The 14,207-nt window shown below is 64.8% G+C and carries 14 protein-coding genes; 5 read left to right on the top strand and 9 right to left on the bottom strand.

Features of this window, described 5'->3' with window-relative positions; genetic code table 11:
• Positions 1-2 precede the first annotated feature (2 nt).
• The 4 genes from MF6396_RS07255 to rlmF all read left to right on the top strand — a co-directional run bounded on the left by MF6396_RS07255 (position 3) and on the right by rlmF (position 4,924).
• Complete coding sequence (locus MF6396_RS07255) at positions 3-431, top strand: DNA polymerase III subunit chi (RefSeq protein WP_043862523.1); 429 nt, start codon at positions 3-5, stop codon at positions 429-431.
• A gap of 2 nt (positions 432-433) precedes the next feature.
• Complete coding sequence (locus tag MF6396_RS07250) at positions 434-799, top strand: hypothetical protein (protein ID WP_043862436.1); 366 nt, start codon at positions 434-436, stop codon at positions 797-799.
• A 170-nt stretch (positions 800-969) separates the two neighbouring features.
• Positions 970-3,816, top strand: coding sequence for a valine--tRNA ligase (locus MF6396_RS07245; RefSeq protein WP_078479975.1), 2,847 nt, complete (start codon positions 970-972; stop codon positions 3,814-3,816).
• Between the two features lie 145 nt (positions 3,817-3,961).
• Positions 3,962-4,924, top strand: a complete 963-nt coding sequence (gene rlmF, locus MF6396_RS07240) for a 23S rRNA (adenine(1618)-N(6))-methyltransferase RlmF (RefSeq protein ID WP_043862438.1) — start codon at positions 3,962-3,964, stop codon at positions 4,922-4,924.
• Between the two features lie 72 nt (positions 4,925-4,996).
• Here rlmF and MF6396_RS07235 read toward each other — a convergent pair whose 3' ends face one another.
• Positions 4,997-5,278 carry an HU family DNA-binding protein gene (locus MF6396_RS07235; protein ID WP_009398256.1) on the bottom strand — a complete coding sequence of 94 codons (282 nt, stop codon included), beginning with the start codon at positions 5,276-5,278 and terminating at the stop codon, positions 4,997-4,999.
• Positions 5,279-5,686: 408 nt separating this feature from the next.
• On the opposite strand from MF6396_RS07235, the gene yejK reads away from it, so the two are divergent.
• Positions 5,687-6,694, top strand: coding sequence for a nucleoid-associated protein YejK (gene yejK, locus MF6396_RS07230; RefSeq protein ID WP_043862439.1), 1,008 nt, complete (start codon positions 5,687-5,689; stop codon positions 6,692-6,694).
• On the opposite strand, the gene MF6396_RS07225 is transcribed toward yejK, so the two are convergent.
• From MF6396_RS07225 to murA, 8 genes are all read right to left on the bottom strand, one after another.
• Positions 6,675-6,968: a GIY-YIG nuclease family protein gene (locus MF6396_RS07225; RefSeq protein WP_229589547.1), complete on the bottom strand. Its 294-nt coding sequence runs from the start codon at positions 6,966-6,968 to the stop codon at positions 6,675-6,677. The genes yejK and MF6396_RS07225 overlap by 20 nt on opposite strands.
• Before the next feature lie 40 nt (positions 6,969-7,008).
• The gene (locus MF6396_RS07220) at positions 7,009-7,479 is read right to left on the bottom strand and encodes a nuclear transport factor 2 family protein (protein WP_043862441.1); all 471 of its coding nucleotides are present in this window, start codon (positions 7,477-7,479) and stop codon (positions 7,009-7,011) included.
• 152 nt (positions 7,480-7,631) lie between these two features.
• Positions 7,632-8,909 carry a CynX/NimT family MFS transporter gene (locus tag MF6396_RS07215; protein ID WP_100633030.1) on the bottom strand — a complete coding sequence of 426 codons (1,278 nt, stop codon included), beginning with the start codon at positions 8,907-8,909 and terminating at the stop codon, positions 7,632-7,634.
• Positions 8,899-9,546 carry a FadR/GntR family transcriptional regulator gene (locus MF6396_RS07210; RefSeq protein WP_058541432.1) on the bottom strand — a complete coding sequence of 216 codons (648 nt, stop codon included), beginning with the start codon at positions 9,544-9,546 and terminating at the stop codon, positions 8,899-8,901. Before MF6396_RS07210 ends, MF6396_RS07215 begins: the two co-directional genes overlap by 11 nt.
• Before the next feature lie 130 nt (positions 9,547-9,676).
• On the bottom strand, positions 9,677-10,723 hold the full coding sequence (hisC, locus tag MF6396_RS07205; protein ID WP_078479974.1) for a histidinol-phosphate transaminase: 1,047 nt from the start codon (positions 10,721-10,723) through the stop codon (positions 9,677-9,679).
• A gap of 2 nt (positions 10,724-10,725) precedes the next feature.
• Positions 10,726-12,066, bottom strand: coding sequence for a histidinol dehydrogenase (gene hisD, locus MF6396_RS07200; protein ID WP_043862445.1), 1,341 nt, complete (start codon positions 12,064-12,066; stop codon positions 10,726-10,728).
• 126 nt (positions 12,067-12,192) lie between these two features.
• Positions 12,193-12,828 carry an ATP phosphoribosyltransferase gene (gene hisG, locus MF6396_RS07195; protein ID WP_043862446.1) on the bottom strand — a complete coding sequence of 212 codons (636 nt, stop codon included), beginning with the start codon at positions 12,826-12,828 and terminating at the stop codon, positions 12,193-12,195.
• Positions 12,829-12,925: 97 nt separating this feature from the next.
• Positions 12,926-14,191 (bottom strand): UDP-N-acetylglucosamine 1-carboxyvinyltransferase, encoded by a 1,266-nt coding sequence (gene murA, locus MF6396_RS07190; protein ID WP_043862447.1) that lies wholly within the window; start codon positions 14,189-14,191, stop codon positions 12,926-12,928.
• Positions 14,192-14,207: the final 16 nt, after the last annotated feature.

Below are 14,207 nucleotides of genomic sequence, written 5' to 3'. Positions count from 1 at the left end.
CCATGAGCAAAGTCGACTTCTATATCCTGCCCAGCCCCGCGCCTGCCGCGCGGCTGGATTTCGCCTGCAAGCTGTGCGAAAAGGCCTGGCGCCTTGGGCACCGCGTGTACCTCAACTGCAGCGATGCGGCCCAGCGCGACGAGCTGGATGCGCGGCTGTGGGCGTTCAAGGGCGAGGCCTTCGTGCCCCACAGCGCGCTCGAGGACGACCCGCACGGCGCGGTGGCGCTGGGGGTCGGTGACGACCCGGGCGATCATCAGGACCTGCTGGTCAATCTCGACCTGAAGGTACCCGGTTTTGCCGCACGCTTTGCCCGCATTGCCGAGATCGTGGTGGAGGAGCCGGCCATTCGTGCGGCGGCGCGGGAGAGTTTCCGTTTCTACCGTGAACAGGGCTATGCTCTGCAAGACCACCGTTTACAGCGACTCTGATGATGGACAAACCTGCCCCCATGCCAAAACCTGCGCATTTGCTGGACGATCTGGAGTCGATTCGCCAGTTGCTGGGTGACGATGCCCTGGAACCGCCACTGCTGACCGAGACCGTCGAGGAGCAGATACCGTTGCTGCTCGAGCCGGCCGAACCGGCAGCGCGGGCCCCGGTGGCTGCCGAGCCGGCTGCCGAGCCCGACCCGCAGGCGCGCCGCCAGGACACCCTGCTGCACCTGGACAGCGAACTGCGCGCGGCGGCGCAGTTGATCATGCAGGATGTGATCAAGGACTTTACCCCGCATATCGAGAACGAGATCAAGCGGCGCCTGGATGCCCGCCTGGAGCGGTTGTTGAACTCACGCTCGTAATCAAAAACGGGGGGCGAGCCTTTGGCTCGCTTCGCCGGCAAGGCCGGCTCCTACGCGAAGAATTCCCCACAGTTTTTTGCCCCACTCCAGCACCTCACGCTACGCCCCGGCCCTTATCCCCGCTATACTTCTCGGCTTTCCTGAATAAATGCCATAGGGTCCCGCCGCGCATGGATAAGACCTACCAGCCGCACGCCATTGAAACTTCCTGGTACAACACCTGGGAGTCAGAGAATTATTTCGCCCCGCAAGGCGCGGGCGATTCGTACACCATCATGATCCCGCCGCCGAACGTGACCGGCAGCCTGCACATGGGTCACGGCTTCAACAACGCGATCATGGACGCCCTGATCCGTTTTCGCCGCATGCAGGGTCGCAACACCCTGTGGCAACCAGGCACCGACCACGCCGGCATCGCCACGCAGATGCTGGTGGAGCGTCAACTGGAGGCCAAGGGCCAGAACCGTCACGACCTGGGCCGCGACAAATTCCTCGAGAAAGTCTGGGAATGGAAGGATCAGTCCGGTGGCAACATCAGCCGCCAGATCCGCCGCCTGGGCTCGTCGGTAGACTGGAGCCGCGAGCGCTTCACCATGGACGACGGCCTGTCCGAAGCGGTCAAGGAAGCCTTCGTGCGCCTGCATGAAGACGGCCTGATCTACCGCGGCAAGCGCCTGGTCAACTGGGACACCAAGCTGCACACGGCAATCTCCGACCTCGAAGTGGAAAGCCACGACGAGAAAGGCCATCTGTGGAACCTGCGCTACCCGCTGGCCGACGGTGCCACCACGGCCGACGGCAAGGACCACCTGGTGGTCGCCACCACCCGTCCGGAAACCCTGCTCGGCGACGCCGCCGTGGCCGTCAACCCGAACGACGAGCGCTACCAGGCGCTGATAGGCAAGTTCGTCAAGCTGCCGCTGGTCGGTCGCCTGATCCCGATCATCGCCGATGACTACTGCGACCCCGAATTCGGCACCGGCTGCGTGAAGATCACCCCGGCCCACGACTTCAACGACTACGAAGTCGGCAAGCGCCACAACCTGCCGCTGCTCAACAGCTTCGACAAGAACGCTGCGGTGCTGCCGGCAGCCCAGGTGTTCAACCTCGACGGCAGCCTGAACGAAAGCCTGGACGCCAGCCTGCCTGCCGCCTACGCCGGCCTCGACCGCTTCGTGGCGCGCAAGCAGATCGTTGCCGACCTGGATGCCGCAGGCCTGCTGGTCAGCGTCGACGACCACGCCTTGAAAGTGCCCAAGGGCGACCGCTCCGGCACCATCATCGAGCCATGGCTGACCGACCAGTGGTACGTGTCGACCAAGCCGCTGGCCGAGCCTGCGATCGCCGCTGTCGAAGACGGCCGCATCCAGTTCGTGCCCAAGCAGTACGAGAACATGGACTTCTCCTGGATGCGCGACATCCAGGACTGGTGCATCAGCCGCCAGCTGTGGTGGGGCCACCGCATTCCGGCCTGGTACGACGTGTCGGGCAAGGTCTATGTGGGGCGTAGCGAAGAAGAAGTGCGCGCCAAGCACCAGCTGGGCGACGACGTGGTCCTGAACCAGGACAACGACGTGCTCGACACCTGGTTCAGCTCGGGCCTGTGGACCTTCTCCACCCTGGGCTGGCCGCAGCAGACCGAATTCCTCAAGACCTTCCACTCCACCGACGTGCTGGTGACCGGTTTCGACATCATCTTCTTCTGGGTTGCCCGGATGATCATGTTGACCATGCACCTGGTGAAGAACGAGGACGGTACCCCGCAGGTGCCGTTCAAGACCGTGTACGTGCATGGTCTGGTTCGTGATGGCCAGGGCCAGAAGATGTCCAAGTCCAAGGGCAACGTGCTCGACCCGCTGGACATCGTCGACGGCATCACCCTGGACGCGCTGCTGGAGAAACGCACCAGCGGTCTGATGCAGCCCAAGCTGGCCGACAAGATCGCCAAGCAGACCAAGGCCGAGTTCCCCGAAGGCATCGCCAGCTACGGCACCGATGCCCTGCGCTTCACCTTCTGCTCGCTGGCGTCCACCGGTCGCGACATCAAGTTCGACATGGGCCGCGTCGAAGGCTATCGCAACTTCTGCAACAAGATCTGGAACGCCGCGCGCTACGTGCTGGACAAGGGCGAGGACTGCGGCCAGAACGGCGAGGCCTACGAGCTGTCGCTGGCCGACCGCTGGATCATCTCGCAGCTGCAGCGCACCGAAGCCGAAGTGACCCGCCAGCTGGACCAGTTCCGCTTCGACCTGGCCGCCCAGGCGCTGTACGAGTTCATCTGGAACCAGTACTGCGACTGGTACCTGGAGCTGTCCAAGCCGGTACTGTGGGACGAGAACGCACCGGTCGAACGCCAGCGCGGCACCCGCCGCACCCTGGTCCGCGTGCTGGAAGTGGCGCTGCGCCTGGCGCATCCGTTCATGCCGTTCATCACCGAGGAAATCTGGCAGCGCCTGGCGCCACTGGCCGGTATCGAAGGCAAGACCATCATGCTGCAGCCGTGGCCGGTGGCCAACGAAAGCCGCATCGATGAAGCGGCCGAAGGCGATATCGAGTGGCTCAAGGAACTGATGCTGGGCGTGCGCAACATCCGTGGCGAAATGAACATCGGCCCGGGCAAGCCATTGCAGCTGTTCCTCAAGAACGCCAGTGCCGAAGACGTGCGTCGCCTGCAGGAAAACGAGGCACTGCTCAAAAAGCTGGCCAAGATCGAATCCTTCACCGTGCTGGGCGAGCAGGACGAGGCGCCGCTGAGCGCCACCGCCCTGGTCGGTGACCTGCAGGTGCTGGTGCCGATGGCCGGGCTGATCGACAAGGATGCCGAGCTGGCGCGTCTGAACAAGGAAATCCAGCGCCTGCAAGGCGAAGTGCAGCGGGTGGGCGGCAAGCTGTCCAACCCGGCGTTCGTCGACAAGGCGCCGCCTGCGGTGATCGACAAGGAGCGCGCCAAGCTGGCCGAGGCCGAACAGGCCCTGGCCAACTTCACCGAGCAGCATGCGCGGATTGCCGCCTTGTAATACTCACTGACTGTAGGAGCCGGCCTTGCCGGCGAAGCAGGCGACACTGCCCTGCTACCTGCACTGGCAAGGCTGCGCCTTGCATCGCCGGCAAGGCCGGCTCCTACAGGGGGCCCGTCTTGCCGGCGTTTTTTATGGGACTTTCATGACCACACCCAACAAACCCACCCTGCACCCGCGCAACCGCCACCAGGGTCGCTACGACTTCCCGCAACTGATCAAGAGCAGCCCGGAGCTGGGCCGCTTCATGATCACCAACCCCCACGGCAAGCCGAGCATCGATTTCGCCGACCCCGAGGCAGTGCGCGTGTTCAACCGCGCCCTGCTCAAGGCCCAGTACGGCATCCAGCACTGGGACATCCCGGCCGACTACCTGTGCCCGCCCATACCCGGCCGCGCCGACTACCTGCATGGCCTGGCCGACCTGCTGGCCACCGACAACGGTGGCGAGATTCCGCGGGGTGCGATGATCCAGGCACTGGATGTGGGGGTCGGGGCCAACTGCATCTATCCGCTGCTGGGTCACGTCGACTACCGCTGGCGCTTCCTGGGCTCGGACATCGACCCGGTGGCCCTGGGCGCCGCCAAGGCCATCGTGCAGGCCAACGGGCTGGGCAAGGTCATCAGCCTGCGCCAGCAGGGCAATGCGCGGCAGATCCTCGCCGGCCTGCTCAAGAGCGACGAACGCTTCGACGTCACCCTGTGCAACCCGCCCTTCCACGCCTCGCGTGACGAAGCCACCCGTGGCAGCCAGCGCAAATGGCGGGCGCTGGGCAAGGCCGACCCCAAGCGCAAGCTGCCGGTACTGAACTTTGGGGGGCAGAACAACGAGCTGTGGTGCGAGGGCGGTGAAATCCGCTTTGTCAGCCAGCTGGTGAATGAAAGCGTGGCCCTGGGCCAACAGGTGCTGTGGTTTAGCAGCCTGGTGTCGAAGGCATCGAACCTGCCGGGTATCGAGGCGGCCCTGAACAAGGCCGGCGCAGTAGAGCACCGCGTGCTGGAGATGGGCCAGGGGCAGAAACAGAGCCGCCTGGTGGCCTGGACCTTCCAGACACCTCAGGCGCGCGCAGCGTGGCGCCAGCTGCGCTGGACGAAACCCGCCCCCTAGGGGCATGCGCAGCACCCACAAAAAAACCGCGCCTGGCTCGCACCGGACGCGGTTTTCAGAAGCTGTTTACAATTACTTGTTTACAGCGTCGGTCAGCACTTTGGCTGGAACGAACTTGACGACTTTCTTGGCAGCGATTTCGATGGCAGCGCCAGTCGAAGGGTTACGACCGGTACGGGCAGGACGCTCGGTGATCTTCAGCTTGCCGATACCCGGCAGGGTGATTTCGCTGCCATTTTCCAGTTGATCAGCAACGATCTGGCCCAGTTGCTCCAGAGCGTTACGCGCGGTGGTTTTCGGCGCGTCGATAGCTTCGGCGATATCGGCGATCAGTTGGTCTTTGGTCAATGCCATGGTGGTGTTCCTTCCCTATCAAATTCAGTTGGTTTGCAGAGTGCAGCGTCAGCCATCGGCCCAGACCCGCGAGTCTTCGGCGGTCCGGGGTATATCCATTGCCAATCGCGTATGTAGATACACAAAAATGCGTTTGGTTCGACGTGACATCAGCGGTCTGCCAGCAATGCGCCACACGCGGTGCGCAAGACCGGGCAAAACTACCACACGAAGCGATAAATATCCGCCTCCCACAGGCCAAATGTTCTGGTTTTTCGGGGGTTTGCAGCAAATTTCGCAAAAAATCGCACAAAAAATGAACAACCCTTGCGTCGACACACATCCATACCCTGCTCAAGCCCCCGGCTGGGTTACACTTGGCCGCTTTGCAGCGCCGTATGTCGCGCCCTATTTTCAGCCGAGAATCCCATGCCGATCCGTCATTGCATCGTCCACCTGATCGACAAGAAACCCGATGGCAGCCCTGCCGTGCTGCACGCACGCGACTCGGAACTGGCCGAGTCGACCGCCATCGAGAACCTGCTGGCCGACCTCAACGACAGCTACAACGCCAAACAGGGCAAAGCCTGGGGCCTGTTCCACGCCGAGTCCGGCGCCCATCCGTTCAGCGGCTGGCTGAAGGAATACCTGGATGAAGGCAAGACCTTCACCGCCTTCAGCCGCGTGGCCGTCGAGCACCTGCAGAAACTGATGGAAGAGTCGAACCTGTCCACCGGTGGCCACGTACTGTTCGCCCACTACCAGCAAGGCATGACCGACTACCTGGCCATCGCCCTGCTGCACCACAGCGAAGGTGTGGCGGTGAACGCCGACCTGGACGTGACCCCCTCGCGCCACCTGGACCTGGGCCAGCTGCACCTGGCTGCTCGCATCAACATCTCCGAGTGGCAGAACAACAAGCAGTCCAAGCAGTACATCTCGTTCATCAAGGGCAAGAACGGCAAGAAGGTCTCGGAGTACTTCCGCGACTTCATCGGCTGCCAGGAAGGCGTCGACGGCCCGGGAGAGACCCGCACCCTGCTCAAGGCCTTCAGCGACTTCGTCGAGAGCGAGGACCTGCCCGAGGAAGCCGCCCGCGAAAAGACCCAGACCCTGGTCGAGTACGCCACCAGCCAGACCAAGGCAGGCGAGCCGGTGACCCTGAGCGAGCTGTCGGAACTGATCGACGAGGACCGCCCGCGGGCCTTCTATGACCATATCCGCAACAAGGACTACGGCCTGTCGCCGGAGATCCCGGCCGACAAGCGCACCCTGAACCAGTTCCGCCGCTTCACCGGCCGCGCCGAGGGCCTGTCGATCAGCTTCGAGGCACACCTGCTGGGCTCGAAGATCGAGTACGACGAAGAGGCCGGCACCCTGATCATCAAGGGCCTGCCCACCCAGCTCACCGATCAGCTCAAGCGTCGCAAGGACTGAGCCCCGTCCAGGAGGCCACCAGTGCCTCCTTGGCCGACTTGCGCAGCTTCTTCACCAGGCGTTCCTGGCGCAGCGCCTCGGCCTTGTCCGGCCAGGCTTCCACATACACCAGCGCCACTGCCGGGCTGGTGCTGAAGTAACGCGCACCGCGGCCGCTCTGATGCGCATTGAAACGGCGCTCGGGGTTGTCGCTGATGCCGCAGTACAACGAACCGTTGGCGGTGCGTACCAGATAGACATACCAGGGTTTGCGAGAGGTGGGGGTTTCGGTCACGGGCATCTGCGTACAGGGGTGAAGGCGACAGCTTACCCCGTCAACGCCCGGCCTGAAATGCGCGCAGGCCTTTTGCCGCCTGTTGGCGAATCTTGCCCTGTACCAGCGGTGTCCAGCCCAGCAGCAGGCCCTTGGTACCCAGCGCCTGGCGGGCCCAGCGCCACAGGTCGAAATGATCGTGATGCTCGACGATCAACCCGTCGCGGATCACGAAACGTGCCTGAATGTCGTTGACCACCACGCGACCGGTCTGGCTGAACAGGTAGGTGGCCACCCAGTGCGCAGTGGCGCTGCGCTCGTCGGCGCGCACGCTGTCGAAGGTCAGGGAGAAATCCTTGGCGCGACTGGCGAGCATGCGCCACATGTCGGCGGCGTCCTTGCCACGCAGGGTACCGAAGGCCGGGTCGCTGAACACCACCTCGGGGCTGTAGCAGGCGACCATGGCCTCGGCGTCGAGGCGCTGGAAGGCCTGGTAGAAACGTGTGATCAGCGCGATGTTGGCGTCGCTCATGGGCGCGGTCCATTACAGGGGAACGGACGTGAACGATAGGCCGAGTGATGGCTGAAAGCTACGGGTATATACGGTGCGAATGATGTGCCCCATGGCAGGTCAGGCCCGCTCCCACAGGTGCAGTGCAGACCCGCGATGGCAGCCACGCGAAGTCAGACCCGTTCGCTGACCACACCCACCTGCAACGCCCGCCCGGCCTTGAGCCCGAAACCGATCGCACCCACGCCCAGCACCGCGAAGATCCAGCCCACTGCGTCCCAGCCACCGGTCACGTCATGCACCAGGCCCACCGCGAACGGCCCCATCGAGGCCAGGGTATAGCCGATGCCTTGGGCCATGCTCGACAGGTTGGCCGCCACATGCGAGTCCTTCGACCGCAACACGATCAGGGTCAGCGCCAGGGCAAAGGTGCCGCCCTGCCCGATACCCAGTACCACCGCCCAGCCCCACAGCCCGCCTAACGGGGCATACAGGCAGCCGAACAGGCCGGCCAGGGTCAGCAGCATCACCAGCACGATGGCCAGGCGCTGGTCCTTGCCACGGGTGGCCAGCCACGGCGCGGTCAGGGCACTGGCCAGTTGCACGATCACCGAACCGGACAGCACCAGCCCGGCCTCGGTCGGGCTCAGGCCACGGCCGATCAGAATCGAGGGCAGCCAGCCGAACACGATGTACGCCAGCGACGACTGCAGGCCCATGTACAGGGTCACCTGCCAGGCCAGCGGATCGCGCAGCAGCCCCCTCACCCGATAAGCCACCGCATGCTTGCCATGCCCGTGGCGCGCCTGGGGCAGCCAGAACAGCGCCGCCACCACCGCCGGAATCAGCCAGACACCCAGGCCCAGCGCCCAGCTGTCGTCGAAGTGCTGGCTCAACGGCACGGTGGCGCCGGCCGCCAGGGCCGCGCCCAGGCACAGGGCCATGGTGTACACGCCGGTCAGGGCGCCGGCATGCTTGGGGAAGTCGCGCTTGACGATGCCCGGCAGCAGCACGCCAATCACGCCGATGCTGGCCCCGGCCAGGATGCTGCCGGCAAACAGCCCCACACTGCCCAGCGAGCTGCGCAGCAAGATGCCGCACGCCAGCGTGAGCAGAATGCCCAGCACCACCCGCTCGCTGCCGAAGCGACGCGCCAGGATCGGTGCCAGCGGCGCGAACAGGCCCAGGCACAGTACCGGCAGCGTGGTCAGCAGGCCGGCCTGCGAAGCACTCAGCCCCAGGCTGTCGGACACCTGCCCGAGCAACGGCGCCATGCTCGACAGCGCCGGGCGCAGGTTCAGTGCCACCAGTACCAGCCCCAGCAGCAACAGCCACGGGCGCTGCAGCACGGCGGGCGGTTGCAGCTGGGCGTCGTCGGCTTCGGCGTCGATCAGGAGTTCTTCGAGCGGCGGGTTGGGTTTGGGCATGGCTGTCTCTGCGTCAGGCTTCATTGATAAGGGTTCTGCTCAGGGCCTTGGCCCGTTCCGGGTCGCGTTGCTCGACCGCCTGCAGGATGTCGCGGTGCAGGTCGAACACGCCCTGGCAACGCGATTCGCGCATGTTGTGGTGCACGGCGCACGCCACCACGGCGGAGAAGTAGCGGTACAGCTCGCTCAATGCCGGGTTGTGTGCGGCGTCCACCAGGCGCTGGTGAAACACCAGGTCGCAGGCCACGTAGCTGTCGAGGTCGTCGTGAAAGTGCTCGGCGCTGTGCTGCAGGGCTTCATGCAGCCCCTTGAGGTCGTCGTCGGTGCGGCGCAGCGCCGCCAGCCCGATGGCCTCGGCTTCGAGGATGTGCCGGGTTTCGCGGGCCTGCTCGAGGCTGCAACGCGACAGCACCTGCACGGTGGCCAGCGGGTCGACATTGGCGCGCAGGTAGGTACCGTCGCCCTGGCGCACTTCGACCAGGCCGCTGAAGGCGAGCACGCGCATCGCTTCACGCACGGTATTGCGGCTGATGCCCAGTTCCAGGGCCAGTTCGGGCTCGGTGGGCAGGCGCTGGCCGACGGTCCAGGCGCCATCGGCGACGCGCTGGCGCAGTTGTTCGACGGCCTGCTCGACAAGGGAGCGTTTGATGAGTTGAGTCATTGACGTGCTTACATCCAATCATCGGACGAATCTGAGGGGCGGAGAATAGCCTGTCGGGCCACGTCGATGCAATCGCCAGCTAGGCCGGCTCCCGCAGGAGCCCGCCTAGCTGGCGAAAGACAAGGCGCGATCAGTTCAAGGCGTCAAGCAGCGCCTGGTTCTGCTCGGGCGTACCGATGCTGATACGCAGGAACTGCGCGATGCGCTGCTGCTTGAAGTGGCGCACGATCACGCCCTGCTCGCGCAACTTGGCCGCCAGCGCAGCGGCATCCTGCTCGGGGTGACGGGCAAAGATGAAGTTGGCCGCCGACGGCAGCACCTGGAAACCGCGGTCGGTCAACTGCGCCACCAACTGCTCCCGGCTGTCGATCACCTGACGGCAGGTCTGTTCGAAATACGCCTGGTCCTCGAACGCCGCCGCCGCGCCGACGATGGCCAGGCGATCCAGCGGATAGGAGTTGAAGCTGTTCTTGATGCGCTCCAGCGCCTCGATCAGGTCCGGGTGGCCGACCGCCAGCCCGACCCGCAGGCCGGCCAGGGAACGCGACTTGGACAAGGTCTGGGTCACCAGCAGGTTCGGGTAGCGGTCCACCAGGCTGATGGCGGTCTGGCCGCCGAAGTCGATGTAGGCTTCGTCGACCACCACCACCGAATCCGGGTTGGCCTGCAGCATCTGCTCGACTGCCTCCAGCGCCAGCAGGCAGCCAGTGGGTGCGTTCGGGTTGGGGAAGATGATGCCGCCGTTGGCGCGCTGGTAATCCTCGACACGAATCTGGAACTGCTCGTCCAGCGTTACCGCCTCATACGGGATGCCGTACAGGCCGCAGTACACCGGGTAGAAGCTGTAGCTGATGTCGGGGAACAGCAGCGGCGCATCGTGCTGGAACAGGCCGTGGAAAATGTGCGCGAGCACTTCGTCCGAACCGTTGCCCAGGAACACCTGGCTGGCCTGCACGCCGTAGTAGCTGGCCACCGCCTGCTTGAGCCGGTCGCCATTGGGGTCCGGGTACAGGCGCAGGTTGTCGTTGAGCTCGCCGCGCATGGCCTCCAGCGCCTTTGGCGAAGGGCCATAGGGGTTTTCGTTGGTGTTGAGCTTGACCAGCTTGCTCAGCTTGGGCTGCTCGCCCGGCACGTAAGGCACCAGGTCCTTGACGAAGGGGCTCCAGAATTTGCTCATGCTCAGTTGCCCTCTTTATCGACAGGGGTGTGATCGCCAAGGATGCGGTATTCGGCGCTGCGTGCGTGCGCGCTCAGGGATTCGCCACGGGCCAGCACCGACGCGGTGCGACCCAGGTCCGAAGCGCCCTGCTCGGAACAGAAGATGATCGAGGAACGCTTCTGGAAGTCGTACACCCCCAGCGGCGAGGAGAACCGTGCGGTGCCGGAGGTAGGCAGCACGTGGTTGGGGCCAGCGCAGTAGTCGCCCAGCGCTTCGCTGGTGTGGCGGCCCATGAAGATCGCACCGGCATGGCGGATCTGCGGCAACCAGGCCTGCGGGTCGGCCACCGACAACTCCAGGTGCTCGGGGGCGATGCGGTTGGCCACCTCGATGGCCTGCTGCATGTCGCGCACGTGGATCAGTGCGCCACGGCCATTGATGGAGGTCTGGATGATCTCGGCGCGGTCCATGCCCGGCAGCAGCTTGTCGATGCTTGCGGCCACGCGGTCGAGGAACTCGGCATCGGGGCTGACCAGAATCGCCTGGGCGTCTTCGTCATGCTCGGCCTGGGAGAACAGGTCCATGGCGATCCAGTCCGGGTCGGTCTGGCCGTCGCACACCACGAGGATCTCCGACGGGCCGGCAATCATGTCGATGCCCACCTGGCCGAACACATGGCGCTTGGCGGTGGCCACGTAGATGTTGCCCGGGCCGACCACCTTGTCTACCTGCGGCACGCTCTCGGTGCCGTAGGCCAGTGCGGCAACCGCCTGGGCGCCACCGATGGTGAACACCCGGTCGACCCCGGCGATGCACGCCGCAGCCAGCACCAGCTCGTTGATTTCACCACGCGGGGTGGGTACCACCATGACCACTTCGGACACCCCGGCAACCTTGGCCGGAATCGCGTTCATCAGTACCGACGAGGGGTACGACGCCTTGCCACCCGGTACGTACAGCCCGGCGCGGTCCAGCGGCGTGACCTTCTGGCCCAGCACGGTGCCGTCGGCCTCGGTGTAGGTCCAGGAGTCCTGCTTCTGCCTTTCGTGGTAGCTGCGCACCCGGCGGGCGGCGGTTTCCAGCGCCTCGCGCTGCGCCGGGGTAATGCGGCTCAGGGCCAGCTCCAGGCGCTCGCGCCCCAGGATCAGGTCATCGATGGAGGTGGCCTGGACGCCGTCGAAACGCTGGGTGAATTCCACCAGCGCCGCGTCGCCGCGCTCGCGCACGGCCTTGATGATGTCCAGCACCCGCTGGTTGACCGCATCGTCAGACACGCTTTCCCAGCTCAGCAGATGATCCAGATGTCGGGCGAAATCCGGGTCAGCAGCGTTGAGTCGGCGAATTGCAGTGGACGTGGTCATGGCTAAGGCCTCGGTAAATGGCGGATGCTCAGGCGCCCTAAGCTACCAGTCCATCCGCGCGGGCACCCGAGCAAATTGGCTATGACGCGGATAGACGGGCGCGACAGCGAAGGTCGCGCGCAGGGGTCAGCCGCGGTGTCGCGATTCCACGGCCAGACGCAAGGCGTCGATCAGGCTCTGGATGCGTGCGTGCTGCATCTTCATCGAGGCCTTGTTGACCACCAGCCGGGAGCTGATGGTGGCGATCAGTTCCTGGGGTTCCAGGCCGTTGGCACGCAGGGTGTTGCCGGTGTCGACCACGTCGATGATCTTGTCGGCCAGGTTGATCAGCGGTGCCAGCTCCATCGAGCCGTACAGCTTGATGATGTCGACCTGACGGCCCTGCTCGGCGTAGTAGCGCTTGGCGACGTTGACGAACTTGGTGGCCACGCGCAGGCGCCCCTTGGGTTCGGCAGCGCCGATGGCACCGGCGGTCATCAGCTTGCATTGGGCAATCTGCAGGTCCAGCGGCTCGTACAGGCCCTGGCCGCCGTACTCCATCAGCACGTCCTTGCCGGCCACGCCCAGGTCGGCGGCGCCATGCTCGACGTAGGTCGGCACGTCGGTGGCACGCACGATCAGCAGGCGCACATCGTCCTGGGTGGTCGGGATGATCAGCTTGCGGCTTTTGTCCGGATTCTCGGTAGGCACGATGCCCGCCTCTGCCAGCAATGGCAGGGTGTCGTCGAGAATGCGGCCCTTGGACAGCGCGATGGTCAACATGGGAAACGTCAATCCTTAAGCGGCTTTAGCCGCCGGACCCGTGCAGGCGCCCGACGGCAATCGATTCTTGTGGCGCGTCCCTGCGCCGAGTGCAGGGCTAGCCCGGTACGCGACGGATCTTCGCGCCCAGCATCTGCAGTTTCTCTTCGATGCACTCGTAGCCACGGTCTATGTGGTAGATGCGATCGATCAGGGTGTCGCCCTCGGCGACCAGCGCCGAAATGACCAGGCTGGCCGAAGCCCGCAGGTCGGTGGCCATGACCGGAGCACCCTTGAGGGTCTTGGTGCCGGTGACGATGGCAGTGTTGCCTTCGACCTGGATCTGTGCGCCCATGCGGTGCATCTCGTACACGTGCATGAAGCGGTTTTCGAAGATCGTCTCGATCACCGCGCCGGTGCCTTCGGCAATGGCGTTGAGGGAGATGAACTGAGCCTGCATGTCGGTAGGGAACGCCGGGTACGGGGCGGTGCGCAGGTTCACGGCTTTCGGCCGCTTGCCGTGCATGTCCAGCTCGATCCAGTCTTCACCGGTGGTGATTTCGGCACCGGCTTCCTTGAGCTTCTCCAGTACCGCCTCGAGGATGGTCGGATCGGTGTCCTTGACCTTGACGCGACCGCCGGTCACGGCAGCGGCTACCAGGTAGGTGCCGGTCTCGATACGGTCGGGCATCACGCGGTATACCGCCGAACCCAGGCGCTCGACGCCGTCGATGGTGATGGTGTCGGTACCGGCACCCTGCACCTTGGCGCCCATGGCGTTGAGGAAGTTGGCCAGGTCGACCACTTCCGGCTCGCGCGCGGCGTTCTGCAGCACGCTGCGGCCCTTGGCCAGGGCAGCGGCCATCATGATGTTCTCGGTACCGGTCACGCTGACGGTGTCGAAGAAGAAGTGCGCACCGCGCAGGCCGCCTTCAGGCGCCTTGGCCTTGATGTAGCCGCCTTCGACTTCGATCTTCGCGCCCATCGCCTCGAGGCCGCGGATGTGCAGGTCGACCGGGCGCGAGCCAATGGCGCAGCCGCCAGGCAGGGCCACTTCGGCCTCGCCGAAACGGGCGACCATCGGGCCCAGCACCAGGATCGAGGCGCGCATGGTCTTCACCAGCTCATACGGCGCGACCAGGGTCTTGATGGTGCGTGGGTCGATCTCCACCGCGAGCTTCTCGTCGATCACAGGCTCGATGCCCATGCGACCGAACAGCTCGATCATGGTGGTGATGTCGTGCAGGTGCGGCAGGTTGCCGACGGTGACCGGGCCGTCGCACAGCAGGGTGGCCGCCAGAATCGGCAGCGCTGCGTTCTTTGCGCCGGAAATGCGGATTTCGCCATCGAGACGAACGCCGCCAGTGATAATCAGTTTGTCCATTGGAATCTCGCCGCCA

Origin of the sequence: Pseudomonas sp. MF6396 (assembly GCF_002018915.1) — a bacterium.
Classification (GTDB): Bacteria; Pseudomonadota; Gammaproteobacteria; order Pseudomonadales; family Pseudomonadaceae; genus Aquipseudomonas; species Aquipseudomonas palmensis.
The sequence above is the reverse complement of the archived record's forward strand: the minus strand, read 5'-3'. Positions and strand labels throughout refer to the sequence as shown.